Annotated in this window: 26 protein-coding genes; 15 read left to right on the forward strand and 11 right to left on the reverse strand. The window is 60.3% G+C overall.

The genetic code is table 11. The annotated features are described in order from the left end of the window. Nucleotides 1-11: 11 nt before the first annotated feature. The 5 genes from HMPREF2943_RS02175 to rpmB form a co-directional block, all read right to left on the reverse strand. Nucleotides 12-806 (reverse strand): hypothetical protein, encoded by a 795-nt coding sequence (locus HMPREF2943_RS02175; RefSeq protein ID WP_070447238.1) that lies wholly within the window; start codon nucleotides 804-806, stop codon nucleotides 12-14. A gap of 240 nt (nucleotides 807-1046) precedes the next feature. Beyond that, nucleotides 1047-1301, reverse strand: coding sequence for a 30S ribosomal protein S18 (rpsR, locus tag HMPREF2943_RS02180; RefSeq protein ID WP_010187626.1), 255 nt, complete (start codon nucleotides 1299-1301; stop codon nucleotides 1047-1049). 15 nt (nucleotides 1302-1316) lie between these two features. After that, entirely contained in the window at nucleotides 1317-1622 is a 306-nt protein-coding gene (gene rpsN, locus HMPREF2943_RS02185) for a 30S ribosomal protein S14 (RefSeq protein ID WP_010187625.1), read from the reverse strand. 3 nt (nucleotides 1623-1625) lie between these two features. Next, complete coding sequence (gene rpmG, locus HMPREF2943_RS02190; protein WP_010187624.1) at nucleotides 1626-1790, reverse strand: 50S ribosomal protein L33; 165 nt, start codon at nucleotides 1788-1790, stop codon at nucleotides 1626-1628. Nucleotides 1791-1792: 2 nt separating this feature from the next. Next, a complete protein-coding gene (gene rpmB / locus HMPREF2943_RS02195; RefSeq protein ID WP_010187623.1) occupies nucleotides 1793-2029 on the reverse strand; it encodes a 50S ribosomal protein L28 in 237 nt (78 codons plus the stop codon). 538 nt (nucleotides 2030-2567) lie between these two features. On the opposite strand from rpmB, the gene HMPREF2943_RS02200 reads away from it, so the two are divergent. The 7 genes from HMPREF2943_RS02200 (at nucleotide 2568) to HMPREF2943_RS02230 (ending at nucleotide 8135) form a co-directional block, all read left to right on the forward strand. After that, complete coding sequence (locus HMPREF2943_RS02200; protein WP_070520710.1) at nucleotides 2568-2837, forward strand: type B 50S ribosomal protein L31; 270 nt, start codon at nucleotides 2568-2570, stop codon at nucleotides 2835-2837. 15 nt (nucleotides 2838-2852) lie between these two features. Next, complete coding sequence (gene rpmF, locus HMPREF2943_RS02205; RefSeq protein WP_010187615.1) at nucleotides 2853-3026, forward strand: 50S ribosomal protein L32; 174 nt, start codon at nucleotides 2853-2855, stop codon at nucleotides 3024-3026. A 256-nt stretch (nucleotides 3027-3282) separates the two neighbouring features. Further along, the gene (locus HMPREF2943_RS02210; RefSeq protein WP_070447236.1) at nucleotides 3283-3981 is read left to right on the forward strand and encodes a response regulator transcription factor; all 699 of its coding nucleotides are present in this window, start codon (nucleotides 3283-3285) and stop codon (nucleotides 3979-3981) included. Between the two features lie 158 nt (nucleotides 3982-4139). Continuing rightward, entirely contained in the window at nucleotides 4140-5588 is a 1449-nt protein-coding gene (locus tag HMPREF2943_RS02215; RefSeq protein WP_246817250.1) for a sensor histidine kinase, read from the forward strand. A 132-nt stretch (nucleotides 5589-5720) separates the two neighbouring features. Next, nucleotides 5721-7166, forward strand: a complete 1446-nt coding sequence (locus HMPREF2943_RS02220) for a S1C family serine protease (protein ID WP_070731063.1) — start codon at nucleotides 5721-5723, stop codon at nucleotides 7164-7166. Between the two features lie 109 nt (nucleotides 7167-7275). Continuing rightward, nucleotides 7276-7869: a MogA/MoaB family molybdenum cofactor biosynthesis protein gene (locus HMPREF2943_RS02225; RefSeq protein WP_010187605.1), complete on the forward strand. Its 594-nt coding sequence runs from the start codon at nucleotides 7276-7278 to the stop codon at nucleotides 7867-7869. Continuing rightward, a complete protein-coding gene (locus HMPREF2943_RS02230) occupies nucleotides 7869-8135 on the forward strand; it encodes a hypothetical protein (RefSeq protein ID WP_070447232.1) in 267 nt (88 codons plus the stop codon). The genes HMPREF2943_RS02225 and HMPREF2943_RS02230 overlap by 1 nt, the downstream gene beginning before the upstream one ends. Nucleotides 8136-8226: 91 nt before the next feature. Here HMPREF2943_RS02230 and mscL read toward each other — a convergent pair whose 3' ends face one another. The 3 genes from mscL to HMPREF2943_RS02245 all read right to left on the reverse strand — a co-directional run bounded on the left by mscL (nucleotide 8227) and on the right by HMPREF2943_RS02245 (nucleotide 10336). Beyond that, nucleotides 8227-8655, reverse strand: coding sequence for a large conductance mechanosensitive channel protein MscL (mscL, locus tag HMPREF2943_RS02235; RefSeq protein WP_070447230.1), 429 nt, complete (start codon nucleotides 8653-8655; stop codon nucleotides 8227-8229). A 378-nt stretch (nucleotides 8656-9033) separates the two neighbouring features. After that, a complete protein-coding gene (locus HMPREF2943_RS02240; protein WP_070646122.1) occupies nucleotides 9034-9678 on the reverse strand; it encodes an SAF domain-containing protein in 645 nt (214 codons plus the stop codon). Nucleotides 9679-9769: 91 nt separating this feature from the next. Next, a complete protein-coding gene (locus tag HMPREF2943_RS02245; protein ID WP_070447226.1) occupies nucleotides 9770-10336 on the reverse strand; it encodes a 5-formyltetrahydrofolate cyclo-ligase in 567 nt (188 codons plus the stop codon). Between the two features lie 70 nt (nucleotides 10337-10406). Here HMPREF2943_RS02245 and HMPREF2943_RS02250 point away from each other — a divergent pair, with 70 nt between their 5' ends. The 4 genes from HMPREF2943_RS02250 to glpR all read left to right on the forward strand — a co-directional run bounded on the left by HMPREF2943_RS02250 (nucleotide 10407) and on the right by glpR (nucleotide 14855). Further along, complete coding sequence (locus HMPREF2943_RS02250; protein ID WP_070447224.1) at nucleotides 10407-11336, forward strand: UTP--glucose-1-phosphate uridylyltransferase; 930 nt, start codon at nucleotides 10407-10409, stop codon at nucleotides 11334-11336. An 88-nt stretch (nucleotides 11337-11424) separates the two neighbouring features. Then, the gene (glp, locus tag HMPREF2943_RS02255; protein ID WP_070447222.1) at nucleotides 11425-12717 is read left to right on the forward strand and encodes a molybdotransferase-like divisome protein Glp; all 1293 of its coding nucleotides are present in this window, start codon (nucleotides 11425-11427) and stop codon (nucleotides 12715-12717) included. A gap of 18 nt (nucleotides 12718-12735) precedes the next feature. Continuing rightward, nucleotides 12736-13452, forward strand: a complete 717-nt coding sequence (locus HMPREF2943_RS02260; protein ID WP_070447220.1) for a GNAT family N-acetyltransferase — start codon at nucleotides 12736-12738, stop codon at nucleotides 13450-13452. A 167-nt stretch (nucleotides 13453-13619) separates the two neighbouring features. Beyond that, complete coding sequence (glpR, locus tag HMPREF2943_RS02265; protein WP_070710675.1) at nucleotides 13620-14855, forward strand: divisome protein SepX/GlpR; 1236 nt, start codon at nucleotides 13620-13622, stop codon at nucleotides 14853-14855. Between the two features lie 40 nt (nucleotides 14856-14895). Here the strand turns inward: glpR and HMPREF2943_RS02270 are convergent, their stop codons facing one another. Together HMPREF2943_RS02270 and HMPREF2943_RS02275 are read right to left on the reverse strand one after the other, a co-directional pair. Further along, nucleotides 14896-15513, reverse strand: coding sequence for a DNA-3-methyladenine glycosylase I (locus HMPREF2943_RS02270; RefSeq protein WP_083315636.1), 618 nt, complete (start codon nucleotides 15511-15513; stop codon nucleotides 14896-14898). 24 nt (nucleotides 15514-15537) lie between these two features. Beyond that, nucleotides 15538-16041 carry a methylated-DNA--[protein]-cysteine S-methyltransferase gene (locus tag HMPREF2943_RS02275; protein WP_070710677.1) on the reverse strand — a complete coding sequence of 168 codons (504 nt, stop codon included), beginning with the start codon at nucleotides 16039-16041 and terminating at the stop codon, nucleotides 15538-15540. A gap of 54 nt (nucleotides 16042-16095) precedes the next feature. Here HMPREF2943_RS02275 and HMPREF2943_RS02280 point away from each other — a divergent pair, with 54 nt between their 5' ends. Beyond that, a complete protein-coding gene (locus HMPREF2943_RS02280; RefSeq protein ID WP_010187578.1) occupies nucleotides 16096-16509 on the forward strand; it encodes a DoxX family protein in 414 nt (137 codons plus the stop codon). Next, nucleotides 16496-17185 carry a zf-HC2 domain-containing protein gene (locus HMPREF2943_RS02285; RefSeq protein WP_070447212.1) on the forward strand — a complete coding sequence of 230 codons (690 nt, stop codon included), beginning with the start codon at nucleotides 16496-16498 and terminating at the stop codon, nucleotides 17183-17185. The genes HMPREF2943_RS02280 and HMPREF2943_RS02285 overlap by 14 nt, the downstream gene beginning before the upstream one ends. Here the strand turns inward: HMPREF2943_RS02285 and HMPREF2943_RS02290 are convergent. Continuing rightward, nucleotides 17182-18795 carry a dolichyl-phosphate-mannose--protein mannosyltransferase gene (locus HMPREF2943_RS02290; protein ID WP_070447210.1) on the reverse strand — a complete coding sequence of 538 codons (1614 nt, stop codon included), beginning with the start codon at nucleotides 18793-18795 and terminating at the stop codon, nucleotides 17182-17184. The genes HMPREF2943_RS02285 and HMPREF2943_RS02290 overlap by 4 nt on opposite strands. A gap of 38 nt (nucleotides 18796-18833) precedes the next feature. On the opposite strand from HMPREF2943_RS02290, the gene rsmI reads away from it, so the two are divergent. Beyond that, nucleotides 18834-19682 (forward strand): 16S rRNA (cytidine(1402)-2'-O)-methyltransferase, encoded by an 849-nt coding sequence (gene rsmI / locus HMPREF2943_RS02295; RefSeq protein WP_070447208.1) that lies wholly within the window; start codon nucleotides 18834-18836, stop codon nucleotides 19680-19682. Between the two features lie 305 nt (nucleotides 19683-19987). Then, nucleotides 19988-21832, forward strand: a complete 1845-nt coding sequence (locus HMPREF2943_RS02300) for a BCCT family transporter (protein ID WP_070447206.1) — start codon at nucleotides 19988-19990, stop codon at nucleotides 21830-21832. The last annotated feature ends 57 nt before the right edge of the window (nucleotides 21833-21889 follow it).

Below are 21889 nucleotides of genomic sequence, written 5' to 3' on the forward strand. Positions count from 1 at the left end.
ATCGTTAACGCTTAGCTTTCACTACAGCTAACCACACTACCGTGCCTAGCCACGATGGATTCGATAGCAGCAGAGACAGTGCGGCACGCCGAACCGTAGGCGGTGCGGTCCAAAGGCGGCAAATCTGCCAGCATAACGCTGTGCTGATCGACGCCCTCGTACCACCGACCCAACTCGAGGGCGATGCCCGTGCCCCAAGCTAGGCTCAGCCCCTCCGCTTCGGCGGAGGTAAGAAGCTCACGCTCGACGCCAATGGCGAGGCGGTCTGGGGTGGGGCGGGGCGCGGGAGCTGCCCAACGGGCGATGGCAGACACCGGTGCGAGCAAGGAGAGACGAATGGACACGTCGGCAGAGCGGTCGGGGAGACCGTCGACGAGCTTCAGTGGTGCCGGCCGCTGAGACACTGCCTCGGCGTAGAGTTCCTCCTCGCCGCCCGCGCCTAGGGGAAGGCCGGCGTCCGCACGCGTCGATGCTAGGTCTTGCACCGCACCACAGGATAGACCGGCTTCAGTGATAATCTGCTCCAGCTGTTCGTCGGTGCCCAGCCACGTGATGGGGAGAGAGGGGAGAAGATCGCCGCGGGCAGCGGCGCCGGTGAGCCGCACAGGGCTCGCCAGACCGGGAGAGCGGACAATATCGGTCACCACGCGAGAAAACCAGGCAGCGAGCTCAACTCCATCTCCGCGGTGGGCTGTGGCGTTGCGCAGCAGGTCCTGTGCCTCCTCTAGCAGGCCACGGGCATGGGCAGGGGAGTGGCAATGGGTGGCGAGTTCACTGAGATCGGTGAGGGATTCGTGCAGTGGCATAAGGTCCTTGTTTCCCTTTCCATCAGGGGCGTTCTAGCCCTTCAATCTATCACTCTGCACGCGCGCGTTGAACATGACAGGGTGGATACGGGCGCACAAGGTTGCTGGTTGGAAAATAGAAGCCGCCGCCTACTTTCCCCTTTCAGTAGGGGAGGTAGGCGGCGGCTAAAAGCTCTTTTGTCCTGTCCTAGTGTGTCACGAGTACAGCGGCAAAAGTGCGCTGTTGAAACCAGCTAGTGTTTAGCGGGACGTGAACGGCAGGAGAGCCATTTCGCGTGCGTTCTTGACGGCAGTAGCAACTTGACGCTGCTGCTGCGGGGTCAGACCGGTGACGCGACGGGAGCGGATCTTGCCGCGGTCGGAGATGAACAGACGCAGGGTCTTGATCTCCTTGTAGTCAACCTTCTCAATGCCTTCGGCCTTGAGCGGGTTCTTCTTCGGGCGGCGGGTCTGCTCCATACGGAACTTCTTGTGATTATTACGCTTGACAGCCATTGTATGGGTACCCCTTTACCAGCTGGACTTGCGAACGCCCGGCAGCTCACCACGGTGAGCCATGCCGCGCATACGGACACGGGACAGACCGAACTTGCGGAGGTAACCGCGCGGACGTCCATCAGCGGAGTCGCGGTTACGGACGCGGACGCGGGCGGCGTCGCGCGGCTGACGGTTCAGCTCGAACTGCGCCTCGAGGCGCTCTTCGTCCGGGGTGTTCGGGTTCTTGATGATTGCCTTGAGCTCAGCGCGACGCTCCGCGTAGCGGGCGACGATTTCCTTGCGCTGCTCGTTCTTGGCGATCTTTGACTTCTTAGCCATAAATTATCGCTCCTCGCGGAATTCGACGTGCTTGCGGACGATCGGATCGAACTTCTTCAAGGTGATGCGATCCGGGTTGTTGCGCTTGTTCTTACGGGTCACGTAGGTGTAACCGGTGCCCGCAGTGGACTTCAGTTTGATGATTGGACGGATGTCATTACGTGCCATCTTTAGATCTTCTCCCCACGTGCGCGAATCTTAGCCACGACGGACTCGATGCCATCGCGGTCGATGATCTTCATGCCCTTGGTGGAAACGGTCAGGGTGATGGTACGGCCCTCAGAGGGCAGGTAGTACCGACGACGCTGCACGTTGGGGTTCCAACGGCGCGAGGTGCGGCGGTGCGAGTGCGAGACCTGCTTGCCGAATTCCGGCTTGCGGCCCGTTACCTGGCAAATAGCCGACATGGGTCTTCTTTCTCCTAGCCGCCCACATCGAAAGCGACTAACGGAGTGCCTATTCCGCGGTGAGGCGCGGCGCTCGAAAAGTGAGGTTGAGCAGGAGGCATATATCCGTTGAACACCAGTTGATGAGGGCGTAAAACGATTACTTTGACAACAGCAAGGGGAAATCTTACATGCCACGGACTGTAGAACCTAATCACCGTTGAATTATCGTCGGGCTTTGGCGCTTATTATTTGTGTCTCGCCCACGGCTCTCCCGTGGTGAAGCTGCAGGCGGGGGCGTTGGAGGCGGGTTTCCGCGCCTAACTCTGTGGGCTGCGTCCTGCGGCGATTTCGATTTTAATGCCGCTGGCCTGTAGGATATTTCGAGTTGTCGGCGCGAGCCGCACAATTTTGTAAGTATAGAGACCCAACTCGGGCACGATCCTTTCACGCTCCCACAAGCCATCGAGCGCCGTCATCGCGGCGATGCTCGGTGGTATGAAAAGGGAAGCGTCGCGGAAGGAACCGACCCGTAGTTCAACCCTGAGGGAATCGACATATGAAGAAAGATATCCACCCGGATTACCACCCGGTGGTCTTTAAGGACGCCGGTACCGGCCACTCCTTCCTGACCAAGTCCACCGCTACCTCCGAGCGCACCGTTGAGTGGGAAGACGGCAACGAGTACCCGCTCATCGTCGTTGACGTGACCGCTGAGTCCCACCCGTTCTGGACTGGTGCGCAGCGCGTTATGGATACCGCTGGCCGTGTTGAGAAGTTCAACCAGCGCTTCGGTGCAATGGCTCGCCGCAAGAAGAAGAACGCGTAAGGAGGATAGAAGAAGATGGCAACTCCTAAGTTTAAGAAGTCCCGCGCGAACACTCACTCTCGCCGTTCCCAGTGGAAGGCTGACAATGTCGCCCTCCAGGAAGTCACCATCGACGGCCAGACCGTGCGCATTCCGCGCCGCCTGGTTAAGGCTGCCAAGCTCGGCCTGGTAGACGTCGAGCAGTTCTAAGGTCTGAGGCGCTTTCAGCGTTGAGGTCTTAGGGCCATGACTGTTACCCCGCGAATCCACAAAGAAAAGTGGATTTGCGGGGATTTTTGTTATGCCTGAAAATTTTTGTTTTGTTGTCGTGTCCACTGTTTATGCAGCTTGGAACAATTGTTTAGCACACGTATAAACTATTGCGGTGCTTAAGGGGTGGCTTTTAGGGGGCGACAGGCTGGGTTCTACTTCGTGAATAGGGCCCCGATAGGACATAATTGAGATTATGAAAATTCTTGTCGTCGATGACGAGCAGGCTGTACGCGAATCGCTCCGCCGCTCTCTGAAGTTTAATGGCTACGAGGTCATATTGGCCGCTGATGGCGTACAGGCTGTCGAGATGGTGCACAGTGAGCACCCAGAGCTTCTCATCCTCGATGTGATGATGCCGAACATGGATGGTCTGGAGGTCTGCCGCACCCTGCGCAGCGAAGGTTGGGACCGCCCCATTCTGGTATTGACGGCTCGCGACGGAGTGTCGGACCGCGTTGCGGGTCTTGACGCGGGCGCTGATGACTATCTTCCCAAGCCCTTCGCGCTGGAGGAGTTGCTAGCTCGCGTGCGTTCCTTGGTCCGCCGTGCCGCTGCGGAGTCGATTGCTAAGAAGCAGCCAGTTGAAACTCAGTTGAGCTTTGAGGACCTCAAGCTCGATGCCGATACGCGTGAGGTGACTCGGGGCGAGCGTCAGATTTCTTTGACCCGCACTGAGTTTGCCCTGCTGCGCCTGCTCATGGAGAACCCCCGCAAGGTACTCTCCCGCAATACCATCTTGGAAGAGGTATGGGGCTATGATTTCCCGACCTCCGGAAACGCTCTTGAGGTCTACATCGGTTACCTCCGAAAGAAGACTGAAGAAGGTGGCGAGCCGCGTCTTATTCACACCGTGCGTGGCGTTGGCTACGTCATGAGGGAGGCTATCGCGTGATTCTGCGGAGGCCCGCGCCCGACGCGGTGCCTTCTGAAGCCCTAGATACCACTGCGTGGTTGGGTCTCTCAGGCCGTCGTGGCTGGGCTTCGCGGGCGCCGCTTCGGTGGCGCCTTTCTCTTGTTACCGGTGTCGTTGTCGCCGTTGCGGTAGCCGTAATGACTTTTTTAACCTACTGGTTGGTTGCAGCGTCGATGACGGCGAGCGTCGATAAGCAGATCATGCAACAAGCGGATGTGCTGATGCGGCAAGCTCAGGACCCAGCCTTTGTAGAGAATATCGATCAAGAAATCGCGACATTTAAGCTCTATAACCCCTCGACTCGGGTCTCTATCTCTCCGCCTGCGGTTGCGTTTTCCTACGGTGATGCATTGCCCGTGGGTGGTGATTTTAAGTCGGATGGGGACAGTGTGGAAAGCTCCATCCGTACCTTGGGCGGTGAGCGGGTACTGGCCAAGTACCAAGAAGGCGGTGCGACGGTAGTCCTAGCTAAGGACTTGGGGTCTACCGAAGACCTCGTCTCCGCAGTAGGCTCGGCTTTGCTTATCATCGTGGCCTTTGGCGTTTTGCTGTCCGTCTTTGCGGGCATGGTGGTGTCCAAGACAGGCATGGAGCCCATTGCTCGGCTGAAACGTGCAGTCGATTATGTGACGCAAACCAATGATCTGCGCCCGATTGCGGTCGAGAGCAACGATGAGATGTCGCAGCTGACGGTGTCCTTCAACCGAATGCTGTCCGCACTCCAACACGCGCGCGTGCAACAATCGCAATTCGTGGCCGATGCCGGCCATGAGCTCAAAACGCCGCTGACGTCCATGCGGACCAACATTGAGCTCCTCATGATGCTGAATAAATCCGGTGGCGGTTTCGGTATCAGTGAGGAAGACCGGCGCGATTTGGAAGAGGACGTGATGGCGCAGATGTCCGAGCTGTCGACTTTGATTGGTGACCTCGTGGATTTGGCGCGTGAGGATGCCACCGAAAAGGACCCCGAGCCGGTGGAGCTGCATGAAGTTTTGGAGCATTCCCTCAACCGAGCTAAGCGCCGCCGCCCAGACGTCGACTTCCGTGTGCGGTTTTTCCCCTGGGTCCTAGACGGGGATCCCTTTGCTTTGGGCCGCGCCACGCTCAATCTCATGGACAATGCCGCGAAGTGGTCTCCGGCTACGGGCACCGTCCGCGTATCGATGCAGCAAGTAGCCCAGGATAAGGTGCGCCTGCGCGTGGATGACTCGGGCCCCGGTATTGCCCCAGAGGAACGCGACAAGGTCTTTGAGCGTTTCTACCGTTCCGCGGAAGCCCGAGCGATGCCGGGATCTGGGTTGGGGCTGGCCATCGTGAAATCCGTGATTGAGCGGCACAACGGAGCCATCACCATCAAGGAATCTGCAGATGGAGGAACGCGCATGGAAGTCATCCTGCCAGGACATCCTACCGAGGGCGATGCCATGGTGGACGGCCTGGAAGAGCAGCCGAACGAGTTTCAGTTAGATTCGACCGCTGCACAACAAGCGACGGGACAGGCGCAGGAGACTTCCGGAGAATACTCGGAGAACCACAATGACCGCGGCCGAATCTTTGCCGAGCGGTGGTTCAATCAAGGTTGACGTGCCGTGGATCGCCCCAGTTCAGAGCACACAGGAAACGTCCAGGCTTTCCTAGCACACTGGCAGAGCAGAGACAGATGCGCACCAGCTTGAAAGAGCACACTACCTGATATGAATATGAGGAATTCGAACATGGATAGTCCCATGGATAACCCGCTGAACTCTGATGGACGGGGGCAGGCGCAACAGCGCGGCGAGGCATCTTCGGCGGGAAGCGAATCGAATGGTTGGAATCAACCGCGCACCAACTCGTGGGAGTCTGGCGGGCAGGCCCCTTATGGGGGCCAGCAGGGGCAGGGGAACCGACCTTTGTTTGGTGCTCAGCCCTCCCAGGTTCCCTACGGCGCGCAAGCGCCTTATGGCGGAGCGGGCTACGGCTTCGGCCAACCCAATCAGAGCAGCCAGCAGTTGCAGAATCCGACGCAGCCTTATGCAGGACAACAAGGTGCGGGCGTGCACGGCGTGCAGCCGGGCCGCGATCAGAAGAATAAGCGCAAAGTAGGTCTGGGCACTGCGCTGGCAATGATGCTCGTCGCAGCCGTCGCTGCTGGCGGTGTCACCGGTGCGGTGGTCGGCGCGGCGGGCAAGGACAAGTCTTCCACTTCGACCGTCAACGAAGTATTGGAACGTCAGCCAGTGGCAAATAGCACCGGCCAAGAGCCGGCTGATGGCTCTGTGGAAGAAGTAGCGTCGAAGGTTCTCCCGGCAGTGGTCTCCATTTACTCCATAACCCGCTCGGGTGGTGCTGAGGGCTCCGGATCCATCATTTCCCCGGATGGCTATGTGCTGACCAACCACCACGTGGTTGCCGGTGCGGACCAAGGAGGGCGCCTAGAGGTGACAATGAATGACGGCTCGCGTCATAGCGCTACATTTGTTGCGTCGGATGCGACGACGGATGTTGGCGTCATCAAGATTGATGATGCCAATGACCTGCCCTACCTTCAGTTTGGGGATTCGGACGCTGCTGCAGTGGGGCAAGAAGTAGTCGCAGTTGGTTCCCCGCTGGGGCTCAACGCAACGGTAACGTCGGGAATTGTGTCAGCCAAGAACCGCCCTGTTCGTGCCTCGCAGGAAGGCGGGGAGTCCTCGCTGATCGACGCTATTCAGACCGACGCAGCCGTAAACCCCGGTAACTCCGGTGGCCCCTTGGTGGACATGGAGGGCAACATCATTGGCATGAACTCGATGATTGCCTCGCTGTCGAGGGGCTCGAGTTCCGAAGGCGGTTCCATTGGTTTGGGATTTGCAATTCCTTCGAACTTTGCCAAGCGCATGGCCGATGAGCTCATCAATAACGGCAGGGTCAAGCACCCCACCTTGGGCGTTAAGGTTCGCGCGCAGAGCGAGACCCAAGGCGCAGAAATCGTCGACGTGGAACCTGATAGCCCGGCTGATAAGGCAGGGCTGAAGTCCGGTGACGTGGTCACCCGCGTTAATGAGCGCCTCATTGAAAGCTCTGATGCCCTGATCGCGGCAACCCGTTCCCAGGAGTTTGGTGCAACCGTCACTCTCGAGGTGAAGAGTCGCGACAGCGAAGATGCGAGAAAGGTAGAGGTAACGCTGGCAAGCGAGTAAGTTTACAAATACTTGGGCGGTGCGCCAGCACCGCGTGAACCTCGCACCCTGACACCTTTTCAAGAAACTACTTCCGGAAGATTCCGTCCCACCTTTAAGGAGAACCTCCGTGGCAGACAACACCGACGCAACCGAGCTGTTGGGGCGCGATGCCTCACGCGAACTCGATGATGTTACCGAACCCGATGACGCCTTCCTCATTGCCAGCGAACAAGAGCAAAGCGTTCAAGCGCCGCGCCGCGCGCTCGTTGTGATCGTCACCGATCACCCGGATGAAGCGGCCCAGGACACATCGCGCTTGGCCGGTGAATTGCTGGCTGAAGCCGAGTTCACCGTTGACGGTGCAGTGATCGTCCGCTCGAAGAAGTCCAAGATCCGGCAGGCTATCGAAACCGGCGTGGTCGGGGGAGTCGACCTGGTGCTCACGATTGGCGGTACGGGAGTCGGCCCGCGTGATAAGACTCCGGAGGCAACCCGCGCGGTGCTGGACCAAATGGTTCCGGGCGTGGCGCAAGCGTTGCGCTCTTCCGGCCAGGCTTGTGGCGCGGTGGATGCGTGCACCTCCCGCGGTATTTCGGGCGTGTCTGGGTCAACGGTCATCGTCAACGTCGCTTCTTCCCGCGCGGCGGTGCGCGATGGCATGGCCACTTTGACGCCGTTGGTGCATCACCTCGTTGATCAGCTGCAGAAATCCAGCGTCTAATGGCCGAGCCCACACCGCGTACCCCGCGGGCGCGCCGTCGCGTGAAACGTCCGTCGACCGCCAAGAATTACGACCGCAGCTTCGATGTCCCTCACGGGCCAATGTCTGGGGCCGCTGGCTCTTCTTCCGCCGCAGGGGCCGATGAGCTGCGCACCGTGAGCTTTGATATGGACGCAGGCGGCCCCGGTGGTGACAACGAGGACGAGGTCACGGGGGAGGCCTTCTACCGCGAGAACATGCCGCCGCATTTTGGCACCACACAGTAGTGCGTGAGCAGCGTGTGAAGGCAAAAGAAAATCCCGCAGAACTCCGGCGAAATGCCGGTTCTGCGGGATTTTTAGGCTTGGGGCTTCTGGCTTAGATGTTGGAGCCAGGCTTGTTGGTGGTCGTGCCACCGTTTTCAGCAGCGAGCAGGTCGCGGATCTCGCCGAGTAGCTGCTCGGTGGTCGGAGCCGGCTCCTCCGGGTCAACGCCCTGGCGGCGCTTTGCGTGCTCGGTGACGGCGTTGATCGGAGCAACGATGACGAAGTAGATGACAGCGGCAACGATGAGGAAGTTGATAAGGGCGGTGATGACTGCACCGAAGTCCAGGAAGGTCTCCGGGTTATCGGTAATTGCGAAGCCCAAGCCACCAAAGTCTGGGGAGCCGAGGGAGTTAATCAGCGGCTGGATGATGTGATCGGTGATGGAGGTAACGATCGCGGTGAAGGCGGCACCGATGATGACTGCTACGGCCAACTCGATGACGTTGCCGCGCAGGATGAAATCTTTAAAGCCCTTGAGCATGGTGGTGGTTGTCCTATCTACGGGGGGTAGGTGCTTCTTGTGTCTTAAGCGTCTGCTTTGTGTAGTCCGCACTGTGTGCAGGCGCGCTGTTCAGAGAAGTCGGAGAAAAGCAGGCATAGAGCAATAATGCTCTCTAAGAGAGGCTCTAGATGCGCAGGGACTCCAACGGAAGACGAAGCATGTGGAAATACTGGAATAGCGAAAGCCACTTCTGTGCGCCATCCTGCAGGTGGTGCCGCGGGGGTCGCGCGGCAGTCACGAGACTGCAAGAGCATAAAGCGCCCGAGTGGATGTGCCTATAGTAGGCAGAGTTTTCATGTCGTGGCAACATCTTGTGGAGGTTTACCAGTGCAAACGCGATGATCTTCACAACATGGCTTAACTGTGGGCGCGGTCGCCCACAATGACAACCGTGAGCGGTTGTGTAAGAGAAGCGGCCGCGACGGCTTCGGCTGCCTCAGCAGGAAGGGCGACGAGGAGTGTGTGCGTGCGCGCATCTTCTTCGTCAGTGCCCACCGATACGACGCGTGCGCCCCGTGCAATTGTCGAGCCACGAGTGGGAGCAGAAATGTCGTCGCTGTCGTCGACCGTGCTGACGATATTGACTGTATCGCCGTGATGGAGGTTCCGGGAAATTTCTGGCTCAGCCAGGGTAAGCGGGATGAGGTGGCCGTCCTCCATCCCGAAATCCGCGATGAGATCAGAGCTGAGAAGGCGGGTGCTGGTGAGGATTTCACCGGCGCTAGCCGCTGCCACCAGAACACGCCCTACTGCATCTTCCGGGTTGCTCCCCAACGCCGTGGCGGGCAGAGCGGAGGAGGGGACGCGCGCCACGGAGACATCGCTTAGCGCCAGCGTCTCGCCAGCGGCGACGTCCCGGGCCATGACCACGACGCGGGGCTGCTCGCGGGTAGAGGCGAGGGCACTCGCCGCCGCGGCAAGGAGCAAGACTGTGGCTGCTATGCGGCGAAGGATAACGCTACGTTGATGCCCCGGAGTGCGCAGAACGTGAAGAAAACCCATGCCTTTTTAGACTGCACGCGGCGCCGTATGGTTCCCGAAAAATCGATGGAAAGCGCACAAGCCAACGAAGCGTGCGAGACAAGGGTGCTGGCTACAGCCAGCGCATTCCGCGCTCGGTGAGGATGCCATCGACTGGCCGGTCGTGCTCCTCGAAAGGAACCTCGCGGACCTCGGTGGAGTGAACTAGCGCGACGACGGGCGGGTGCCCAGTGGGTAGCGGGGTGAGCGCGCGGTCGTAGTAGCCGGCGCCTTTTCCGAGGCGCATGCCTGACTCGCTCACCGCCATCGCGGGCGCCAAGATGAGGTCGAGGTGCGCCAAGATATCGCTACTGTGGCGTTGCCCGACGGGCTCTGCAATCCCTAATGCCCCCGGGCACATGGCCTCCGGCCCGCCATACAGCGTCCATAAAAGCTCACCGTCTTTGCCGGAAATGGGCAGGTAAACCTCCTTGCAGAGTGTTGCCACAGTCTCTACGAAGTTGGGCCCGCCGGGCTCTGTGCCCAGTGGGTGGTAGGCGGCAACTCGCATCGCGGGAGTGAGCAACTCACCCACGCCGGTGCACCACGCGGCATTGTCATCAGCGCGCTGCTCGGCGCTGCGCTCGCGCCGGGCGTTAAGGAGTAAGGATCTTAAGGCGTCCTTGTGGGAGGTCGTCATGGGCTTTAATCATAGCGGGATGGCGTAGCGCAGCACGGGGGCGCGGGGGCTGCATTGTAAAGTGGAAATTATGGCTATTGCACACGAGGATTCCCATACCGGGATCACTACGGTCGTTGTCCCCGCTGCTGGCATGGGCACTCGCTTTTTGCCCGCCACCAAGACCGTGCCGAAGGAGCTGCTCCCCGTCGTTGATACGCCGGGCATTGAACTCATCGCGGAAGAGGCCGCGTCCGTGGGCGCCCAGCGCCTTGCGGTGATTACCGCGCCGAACAAACAGGAAGTGATGCGGCACTTCGAGGAGTTCCCCGATCTCGTCGAGACCCTCGACGCCCGCGGCAAAGATGAGCAGGTAGCCAAGGTCAAGCGCGCTGCTCAGTTGATCCACCCGATTTCCGTGGAACAGGAAAAGCCGCTGGGCCTGGGCCACGCGGTGGGCTTGGCGGAATCTGTGCTGGAGGATGACGAAGAATTCTTCGCCGTCATGCTCCCGGATGACATTGTCCTGCCGGCCACCGTCATGGGGGAGATGGCCCGCGTTCGTGCAGCGCTGGGTGGTAGCGTGCTGTGCGCCTTCGAGGTGTCGCGCGAAGAGACCTATAACTACGGCGTCTTCGACGTCGAGGACACGAACGCGCCGGGAGTGAAGAAGGTCGTGGGCATGGTGGAAAAACCGGACCCGGCTGATGCGCCCTCGAATCTCGTGGCTACTGGGCGCTACCTGCTCGATAGGAAGATTTTTGATGCCCTTCGCCGTATCGAGCCAGGTAAGGGTGGGGAACTGCAGCTGACTGACGCCATCGAGCTCCTTATTAAGGAGGGGCACCCCGTTCACGTCGTAGTCCACCAGGGTAAGCGCCACGACTTGGGCAACCCGGGCGGCTACATCCCGGCCAACGTTGACTTTGGTCTGCGTGATGAGAAGTACGGTCCTGCGCTCTACAAGGCAATCAAGAAGATTGTGGAGGACTACGAAGAAGAAAAGGGGTTGAAGGGCTAAGCCTTCACACGTCCAGCGCGCTAAGCTCTACTCCAGTAACTTCCATCCCTTTAGGCCCCACATACCCCAGAGTAAAGGCAGGCGGTACATGCGTTCGGTCGATGACCAGATGGCGTTCATTCTTGATGCAGCGATGACACCTGAACCGGTACGCATCGCCATCGCGAATGCCCTAGGTCTCAAGTGTGCGGAGGAGGTGCAGGCAAACCAGCCGCTTCCGGGCTTTCCGCAAGCAGCCATTGATGGCTACGCCGTGCGTGCCGTAGACGTCGGGGGAGAAAAAGCCCTCAAAGCGCGCTCGCGCCACGACTCCGAGGACGCGGATGCTCCCATCACGGAGACGGAGGTTGAACGTTCTCTGCCTGTAGTGGGGGAGGTTCCCGCAGGTTCGCGCCAGCCTTTGCGTTTGCAGCCCAAGCAAGCGGTGCGCGTCTACACGGGTGCGCCGTTGCCGACGCTTGCCGACGCCGTCCTTCCCCTCGAATGGACGGACCGCGGCCGTAAGCGCGTGACCTCCCACCGCCCGGTACGCTCGGGCGACTTCGTGCGCCGCGTGGGCGATGACATTCAGCCCGGGGATGTTGCCGTGTCTTCCGGAACCATCCTGGGCCCAGCACAGATTGGCTTGCTCGCGGCTGTGGGGCGCTCAAAGGTCTTGGCGTATCCGCGTCCACGCGTGACCATCGTGTCCTATGGCAAGGAGCTTGTCGACGTCGACCGCGAACCCGGCCTGGGTCAAGTCTTCGACGTGAACTCTTATTCGCTTGCAGCAGCCGCGAAGGAAGCCGGAGCGGATGTGCATCGCGTCGGCATTGCCGCCGGTGAGCCGCGCCGCGTGCGCGAGGCCTTGGAAACCTACCTGGCGCGCAGCGAGGTACTGGTGATCTCCGGCGCCGTGGGCGGTGCGGGTTCGGAAGAAATCCGCGAGGTCCTCGATGAGTTGGGAGACGTGGATACCTCACGCGTAGCCATGCACCCAGGCTCGGTCCAGGGCTTCGGGTTGTTGGGTGAGGAGCGCATCCCGACCTTCCTGTTGCCCTCGAACCCGGTATCCGCGCTGGTGATCTTCGAGGTCTTTGTGCGCCCGCTGATCCGGCTCTCCCTGGGCAAGCGCAGCGGCCAACGCCGCATGGTGCGCGCACGCGTGCTTAATCACATGGAATCCCGCCCGGGGCGCCGCGGCTATATTCGTGCCCGGCTCATGCGAGATGCAGACACCTCCGACTACCTGGTGGAAGGACTGGGCGGCGCGGCTGGCGCGCCGGCGCATTTGCTGGCTGGACTATCCGAGGCCAACGCGATGATCCGTATCCCGGAGGAAGTTACAGAGATCCGCCCCGGGGACGTGGTGGACGTCCTGTTCCTGACCCAACGCGCCTAGCTGGTCACCGCCGACATCATGCTTGATCCTTTCGGTACCGCCGCGGGGCGCTTTTCCACCCCCGCCAGCGGTGAGGCAAACCCCGACCATCCGGGGTGGCCAGAAGCTACGCCTGCGGTCCGATTGCGAGAATCTCGTGTCTTCCCGCGCGGCGCGACAGTGCGCCTGCGCCCCCTGCTGCGCCGGGACGGTGAGTCTTGGCGGTGGCAGCGCATCGAGGATAGGGATTTTCTTAAACCGGTGGAGCCGACTCTGCCGACGTCATGGGATGCGGCACATTCGCAGTCGGCATGGTGGAATCACTTGATGTTTCTGCGTGATTCGGCTCGCGCCGGAACGGTGGTGCCGCTCGTCATTGATGTCGACGGGCAGTTCCGGGGTCAGTTGACCTTAGGCAATATCCAGCACGGAGGGGTCAGCGAGTGCTGGATTGGCTATTGGGTTCATTCCGCGGTACACGGCGCGGGGGTGGCTACTGCCGCCTGCGCTCTCGGAGTGGACCATGCCTTTTACCGTGTAGGGCTGCATCGTGTGACGGCCACCTATCTGCCGGAGAATCCTGCTTCCGGCAAGGTACTGCACAGCAACGGGTTTCGGGATGAGGGCTTCCTGCGCCGGAACCTGCATATCGACGGTGCGTGGAGGGATCACCACTTCTTGGCACTGAACCGTGAGGATTTTGCGTCCGGGGCGGTCGAGCGCTTGCGCGCGACGGGCCGCCTCAGCGGTGCTTAGCCAATGCTGAACCGGTCGATATTTTGGTCAACTACCTCTGCTTTCACTTAAGTAACAACCTTGTAATTTATGGGCTCGTTGATGCCCACAGGCCAGGGCTGGGCGGCTAGAGTAGGGGCCTAGTTATATTCCCTTTTCGTCGACCCCTGAAAGTGGGACACAGCCGCATGATGACTGCCGTGCCGATCATTCTCGTAATCGTGTTGTGGCTCTTCATCCTCGCCCCGTTGCTTTTGCGTTCGCAACGCCCGATGAGCCATACAGGTGAGGCCTTTGAAGAGACCCGCGTGCTCTTCGAAGGCGATTCCGGCTCCGTGCCGGGCCGCCGTAAGCCGCGCTTGGGTAAGGAAGATATCCGCATGAGTTCCCAGGCAGAGGCGCAGGCTGGTGCTGAGGAGGCAGACTACGAGCTGGTCGAGGCCGAAGGAGTCAGCGAGGATTCTCAATCCGGCCGTGTTGAGACCGCTGCGACTGATGCTGCCGCGCAGCCAGATGTCGCCGACACGATTGACGGCGAAGTTGTTGAGTCTGAAGATGCGGAAGAGGATTTCGAGCTAGCAGCGGAACCTGAGCATGATGCCAACAAAGAGCACGACCTCGATAATGACATCGAGAGCGTTGAATCGAACGCTGCCGAGGTTTTCACGGTTCCAGCCAACGCTAGTGTCGCAGAGGATGCCTACGGCTTGGATGACTCCTATACCTCTCCGGTCGATTTGATGTACCCGGGAGCTATTGACTCTCTGGGCCAGACGCCGGAGGACTCCAGCGCCGAGGAAACAGACGGCGCTGATGATGCTCCGGAGCCGGAAGAGACCACAGCGGTTGACGGCGAGCGCATTGATGTCGCAGATACGAACTCTGCGGACGCTGAAACCAATGGCAGCGATACCGAGCTCTCCGCGGAAGAGCTTGCCTTTGCGCAGCGCCGTCTTGGCCGCGGCGGCTGGGATCCTGTGAAGGAGAAGGAGGCTTCGGCCACGCGTTACCAGCGCCGCCAGCGCACGCTCATTGGTCTAGCCGTGGCAGTGGTCGCAACGGTATGCCTGGGCATCGTCGTGGGCGGTTGGACGTGGTGGTTGGCGGGCATCGCTGGTGTTGCGACCGCAGTCTACCTGGTGGCGCTGCGCGCCCAAGTACGCCGCGAGCAGGAGCTACTTCGTCGTCGCGTCTACCACCTGCGCCGTGCGCGCCTGGGTGTGCGCAACGCGGAAAATCCTGCTGAGTCGCTGCCGCCGAACCTGCGCCGGCCGGGCGCCCTCATCTTGGAAATCGATGATGAAAGCCCGGACTTTGATTACCTTCCGGTGTACTCGGAGGATGATTCCGACGGTGGTTTCGACGGCCCCCATCCTTCCCCGCGCCAGCGGCGTGATGATCTCGCGGCACGGCGAGTCGGTTAAGTGGCACGCGAGTGTGTCTTGTGCCTAAGCGCGCTGAGCGCTAGGCCGACCACACTCCCGAGCTCCCGCGGCGATGTGAGCCCAGAAGGTGGGCATCCACCATCCCGATGGCCGTCATGAGGGAAAAGCAGGTCACTGGGCCGACGAACTTGAACCCGGCCTTCTTCAAAGCCTTGGACATGTCCAAGGCTTCTTTTGTGTATTTCGGGATATCTTCTTCGCTTTCCGGCGCGATGGTTTCCTCAGGCAAGAAGCTCCATATGAATTCGTCCAACCCGCCCTGCTCGCGCAAGGCCACCGTGGCTCGTGCGTTAGCGAGCACTGCGTTGATTTTGAGACGGTTGCGAATAATTCCTGGATTGTTCATCAAACGCTCGACCTCCTCCTCGCCAAAGCTGGCCAGAAGGTCCGTATCAAACCCCACGAAAGCAGTGCGGAAAGCATCACGCTTGCGCAGTACTAGCTCCCAGCTCAGCCCTGCCTGGAAGCCTTCCAGACAGAGGCGTTCCAGCAGCGCGGATTCTTCGTGGACAGGCATGCCCCATTCAGTGTCGTAATACTCCTTGAGCAGTGGGGAAGTCATTGCCCACGCGGGGCGGCCAAGCCCTGTCGCGTCATAAACAAGTCTCGTATCATTTGCCATTTGTGTACTAGTCATGCCTTTTTAGACTGTAATACTTACTCATTGGTTCCCCGCTTCGTGCTTCAGCAGTAGCCGCTTTGCGGCAACGCCCCCGCGGTAAGACCCCAAGCCGCCGCTTGCTGGTACGACGCGGTGGCAGGGCACCACGAGAGGCAGAGGGTTGCTGGCACAGGCGCTGCCTGCGGCGCGGGCAGCTTGGGCGCTCCCAGCCGCGGAGGCAAGGCGTGAATAGGTCCAGCGCTCACCGAAGCGGATATCACGAAGCGCGCGCTGTGCTCGGGCGCGGAAGGTGTCAGGAGATGCAGGGACGTCGAGTAGCAGCTCGAAGTCTCGCCGCGTGCCAGCGAAGTATTCGGTGATCTGTTGGGTGGCCGCGACGAGAACCTTAACGCTCGACCAGGCGCTATCTGAGCGATCGGTGAGGCGCTGCAGGCCGTTGAGATTTGGAGCCTCGTCAGGGAAATACACCTGCGATAAGCCTCGCGCGGACCCTACGAGGGTGAGGCGGCCGAGGGGAGTGTCCAGTGGAGTCCACAAGTGCATGCTGGGAGGGAGTCCTTTCGGAGAGAGGTGGCCATCCAGGGTAGTCTATGAACCATGAATAGACCCGCCGTACGCGATGCCGCGCTCCTGATCTTCCGCGCGGTACTGGGAGTCATCTTCGTGGCGCACGGTGTAGACAAGATGTTTTTTAGCGGAATGGATGAAATAACCGGGCAGTTTTCCGCACTTGGTGTCCCGCAGCCGCATACTTCCGCGTACTTGGCTGCCTTCGCAGAAATGCTGGGAGGCGCGGCGCTGGTCGTAGGCCTGCTCACCACCTTTGTGGCGGGGGCTTTGGCTCTCCTCATGGCCTGTGCTTTGTATTTTGTGCACATGGGCAATGGCCTTTTTGCAGCCGATGGTGGCGTCGAGTATCCGCTGGTTCTCATCGTGTCGCTGCTCATGATTGTCGTTTTTGGCTCTGGCCGGGCCAGCGTGGATGGGGTGCTGAGCCGTGCTGACGCATGAGCAGGTGCAGGCGGCCATTTCCGCACAGCTGGACGGGGAAGCCCCGCAGCTCTCACCGGATGTTATTGAAGCGCACGTATCGGGATGCCCCGAGTGCGCGGCTTTCCGGGATAAGGCGGCAGCCCTAACACATTCCTTGAGCCTCGTGGAACCGGCAGGCGTTCCGCCGCAAGACTTGTCTGAGGTGATCCTCGCCGGCGTGGAGCCGGAATGGCAGCGCGCTTCCAGCACGCGGCAGGCGTCGCTGACGTTGGCGCGAGTATCCCTCGGAGTGTTGTCCCTGGCGTTTTTGGTGTGGGCGGTCGTGGTCGTTGTTAGTGCCTCAGGTTTGACCACCTTATCGAGCGAAGGAACCCTCGCGGAAGGGGCTGACCCAGGGCGCGCGCACCTGCTGATGGAGGCTGCGGCGCTGCGTTTCGGCCTTGCAAGTGGCTTGGCTTTTGCGGCATGGCGCCCCGCTTCGGCACCTGGATTGTTGCCGGTAGCGTGCACGATGTTCGCATTCCTGTGCGGTTTTACCATGCGCGATTTTGCCCTGGGCAGCGTCGCCGCGGGGCAGGTTTATATCCTCATCGGCACGGGCTTGGCCACCGCCAGCTTGGGCTGGGCCTGGGCGGCGGACCGGGGATTCCTGCTGCGGGATATTTACCGGACGTTGTCCGCTAGCCCGCGTTAGGACCAAGATGGCAGCCACATCATGGAGCTGTACCACGAATCCGGTATGAGGTATCCATAAAGAATCGGGGAGAAGTAGGCGAACATCGCCACCACGAGCGCGGCGTAACACACCGTGAGGAAGGTACCCAAGGGCATCGCGGTACCAAAGAGTCCTGTGAGCCAGCGCCACTGCACAACACGGCCGCGCCCAATCATTTGTCCCAAGGCCAGAGATATCAGCACGATGACAAATGGGATGAACGCCGTGGCGTAAAAGAAATACATTTGACGGTCGAAAACGGCCAGCCAGGGCAGGAATCCCGCCGCGGCACCCACGAGCGGGATGAGGAAGGCGCGGTTGCGGCGAACGAGCAGGGACCACAGGCCCCACAGCACAGCTGGGATGACCAGCCACCAGATGGCGGGAGTGCCAAAGAGATACAGCATCTTGCGGCAGGAGTTGCCGTCCCCGCAGGAGATGTCCGTGGCGGAGTAGTAGAGGATAGGGCGTGCAGCCACCAACCAAGCCCACGGCTTGGAATCCCAGGGGTGGCTGTGCCCACCGGAGGTTGTCAAAGAGGCATGAAACTCCAACACGGAAGAGTGGTAGTAAAACCAGCCGGCGAGTGGCTCGGGGAGATGGAGCAACCAAGAGCCCTCTTCAATAGTGCCGTCTACTTTGGCGTGGCGGTAAACAGCGGTTTCATCAGCGAACCACGCACGCCAAGACCAGGTGTACAGTGCCACAGGAACCGCGACGATCGAGGCGAGGGCCGCTGGCGTATCGCGTACCAGCGTGCCCACGATGTAGCGGCGCACGCCGTAGAGGCGGCGCAGCGCGAGGTCCGAGAAAACGCTCATCAGACCGAAGAACATGATGTAGTACAGGCCGGACCACTTGACCGACAACGTCAGCCCCAGGAAAACGCCGGCCGTAAAACGCCACCACCGGAACCCAAAACGGGGCCCGAAGTCGGAGTCACCCATGGTCCCCGACACGAAGGCGGCGTGGAGGCGCTCACGCATCTGCTGGTGATCCCGCGCCAAAGCCCACGCGGCGGCAACCACAAAGAAGACTTGGAAGATGTCGAGCATTCCGAATTTGGAGGCTACGAGCAGTACGCCATCGCACACGGCGAGCAGACCAGCCAGGAATCCCACCTGCCACGAACCAGACAAGCGGCGAGCCAGCGCCATGGTGAGCATTACTGTGCCCACTCCGAAAAGCGCGGCCATGGCCCGCCATCCCAGTGGGGTATAGCCGAAAAGCGCTTCTGATATCGCGATGATCTGCTTGGCCAGCGGCGGATGCACAACCAAGCCGTAGCCCGGGTTAGATTCAATACCGCCGAGGAAGAGGTTGTGCCAGCTGGTGACCATGTCCCAGGCCTGCGGAACGTAGTGCTTTTCGTCGAAGACGGGTGTGCCTTCAGAAACCGGAGCAGCCAGACCAATGAATCGTGTGAGAAAAGCCAAGACACCAATGATCGCAGTGCTGATCGAGTCGGCCCGGGTCCAGGTGTAGGGCCGAGGGGCAGGCGGTGCCGGCCGGGTATGGGCGCCACGCGTGGCGGAGGGGCGCGTGCGCTTGCGGCGGCCAGATCGATCTGTAGGGGTTGCGGTACTCACCCGGAAGAGTCTAGCTTGCATGTGCAATGCTGGGGAGTATGAGTCTTCAGCTTGAACCCCTGCCCCGCGGTGTCATCCTCGCCGCCACCCCGCTGGGAAATCCCGGTGATGCTTCCGCCCGTCTCATGCACGCTTTGGGCCACGCAGATGTGATTGCCGCGGAGGATACTCGCCGTGTCCGCAACTTGGCCCAGGCGTTAGGAGTAGAAATCCGCGGCAAGGTGGTCTCCAACTTCGACCACAACGAGGAGGAGCGCTCACGCACGTTGGTCGCCGCTGCCCAGACGGGAACCGTACTTGTCGTGTCGGATGCCGGCATGCCGGTAGTTTCTGATCCGGGGCACTCCATCGTGACCGCCGCCGTGGAGGCGGGCGTGCCCGTGACGTGTTTCCCCGGGCCCTCTGCGGTGCCGACTGCCCTCGCCCTGTCGGGCTTAGGGGTAGGCCACTTTCTCTTCGATGCTTTCCCGCCGCGCAAGCCCGGCCCGCGTAAGGCGTGGCTCGAGTCCTTGGTGGGGGAGCAGCGCGCTATTGCTTTCTTCGAGTCCCCACACCGTTTGGCGCAGACGCTTGGCGACGCCTCTGAGATCCTCGGCGCCGACCGTCGCGCTGCAGTGTGCCGCGAGCTGACGAAGACATATGAGGAGATTAAGCGTGGTTGCTTGGGCGAGCTTGCCGAATGGGCGCAAGAGAATGCGCGGGGTGAGATCACCGTAGTGATCGAGGGCGGTGATGCCGCACCCGTGTCGTTGGAGACCCTCGTGGAGCAGGTCCGCGCAGAGGTTGAACGCGGCGTGCGGGCCAAGGATGCCTGCAAGCAAGCCGCCGCGGGAACGGCGTGGTCCAATCGTGAGCTTTATGATGCCTACCTTGCGGCCCGTGGCTGAGCTGCACGAATAAGAACAAGTGATGGCCGTCTCTTTCGCGGGAATCGTTATGGCATCGTTATGTCGCCCGGCGTGGCCGCGGCATGCGTGGTAGGGGTGTCATATCTCCGAAATGCCTTCGAACAAGCTGGCAAGCTGCACAGTTGCGGTACAGAACCGGCAGTTGCAGTGGAATAACGGTCGCGTAAAGAAGCTCGTGACAGATGCTTGAGGAACGCTATATGCCCGAAATGCATGTGGCGAATAGTCTTTTTGTTTCTGATTTAGTTTGACTAGTTGATGAGACAGCACCAAGGTCGGTAGGTATGACAGACTCGACCAATTCAGACAATGTGAAGGACACGGAGGTGTCTTCGGCTGCCTCCCAAGAACAGAGCTCGCCGGCGGCGGTGGAGGACTACCGCACTGTCGACGAGCGCCTCGAGGCATCCTCAGCCACGAGCCAGCTCCAGGATATGCTCACCAACAAGGCGTTCGATCCTGCGGCTGCAGCTACCCCAGTAGAAGAACAAGAAGAAACCGACGAGTTTGGGCCCGGCGGCATCGATTCACCGATTGACTGGACCATTGTGGGGTTCGCCGGTCTGCTCATCGCTGCCATCGTGGCATGGGGCTTGGCAGCGCCGGAGAGCTTTGCTTCCTTCTCTGGTAACGCGCTGAGCTTTGTTGTGAATAACTTTGGATGGGCCTATGTGCTCTTCGGGACCATCTTCGTTATTTTTGTTATTTGCATTGCTGCTTCTAAGTTCGGCACCATTCGCTTGGGCAAGATCAACGAAGAGCCGGAATTCTCCACGGTCTCTTGGATTGCGATGATGTTCGCGGCCGGCATGGGCATCGGCTTGATGTTCTACGGCGCATCCGAGCCACTTAATTACTTTAAGAACGGTGTCCCAGGCCATAGCGAGCACGAGGTAGGAACTTCGATGGCCACGGCCATGTTCCACTGGACCCTGCACCCGTGGGCTGTATATGCCATCGTGGGTCTCGCCATTGCCTATTCCACCTTCCGTATCGGCCGTAAGCAGCTGTTAAGTCAAGCCTTCGTGCCACTGATCGGTCAGCGCGCGGCCGATGGCTTCGTTGGCAAGATCATTGATATCTTGGCCATCTTTGCCACAGTCTTCGGTACCGCATGTTCACTGGGACTGGGCGCTATGCAGATTCAGGCCGGGTTGGAAGCCTCCGGAATCATTGAGAACCCGACTCAGAAGGTCGTCATCGGCATCGTTCTCGTTTTGACCTTGGCCTTCCTTCTATCTGCCATGTCCGGCGTGGGTAAGGGCATTCAGTACCTGTCCAACACCAACATGGTTCTGGCGGCTCTGCTGGCCATTTTCGTGTTCATTTTTGGCCCCACGGTGTCGATCCTGAACCAGATTCCGGGTTCCATTGGTAACTATCTGGCGAACTTCACTGAGATGATCGCTCGTACCGCCGAGTCTGACAACGGAACTGCTGGTGAGTGGCTGTCGACGTGGACCATCTTCTACTGGGCTTGGTGGGTTTCCTGGTCGCCGTTCGTGGGTATGTTCCTCGCCCGCATTTCCCGTGGTCGTTCCGTCCGCGAGTTCTGCGTTGGCGTGCTTCTCGTCCCGGCTGGTGTCTCCACTGTGTGGTTTGCCATCTTCGGTGGTACCGCTATTCACATGGAGCAGAAGGGCAACTCTATCTCCGGTGAATCTGCCGAGCAGGAGCTGTTCAACCTTTTGCAGAACCTGCCTGGTGGTTTCATTGCAGGCATCGTTGCCGCTCTGCTGCTGGCTACGTTCTTTATTACGTCGGCCGACTCGGCGTCGACAGTCATGGGCTCGATGTCCCAGTCCGGTGCAACCACCGCTAAGCCGTGGCTATCCGCAGCGTGGGGTGTGCTCACTGCAGCCGTCGGCCTGACCCTGCTGCTGTCGAGCGAGGATTCCCTATCGAACCTGCAGAACGTCACCATCGTGGCAGCACTGCCATTCCTCTTTATCCTCGTTGGACTCATGTTCGCTATTTTCAAGGACTTGAGTAACGACGTGATTTACCGCGAGTACCGCGAGTCCCAGGCCTTCCAGCGCAAGCTGGCGCGTGAGCGTCGCCTGCACCGCGAGTTCCAGCGCGAACAGGCCTTCAAGGCCCGCCGCCGCCAGCACAGCAACAAGAGCTAGTTCTGGCGCGAGCATTTCTCTGATACACCCCCTCACTGCATTGCCGGTGAGGGGGTG

It is taken from the genome of Corynebacterium sp. HMSC072D12 (assembly GCF_001813925.1).
Classification (GTDB): domain Bacteria; phylum Actinomycetota; class Actinomycetes; order Mycobacteriales; family Mycobacteriaceae; genus Corynebacterium; species Corynebacterium aurimucosum.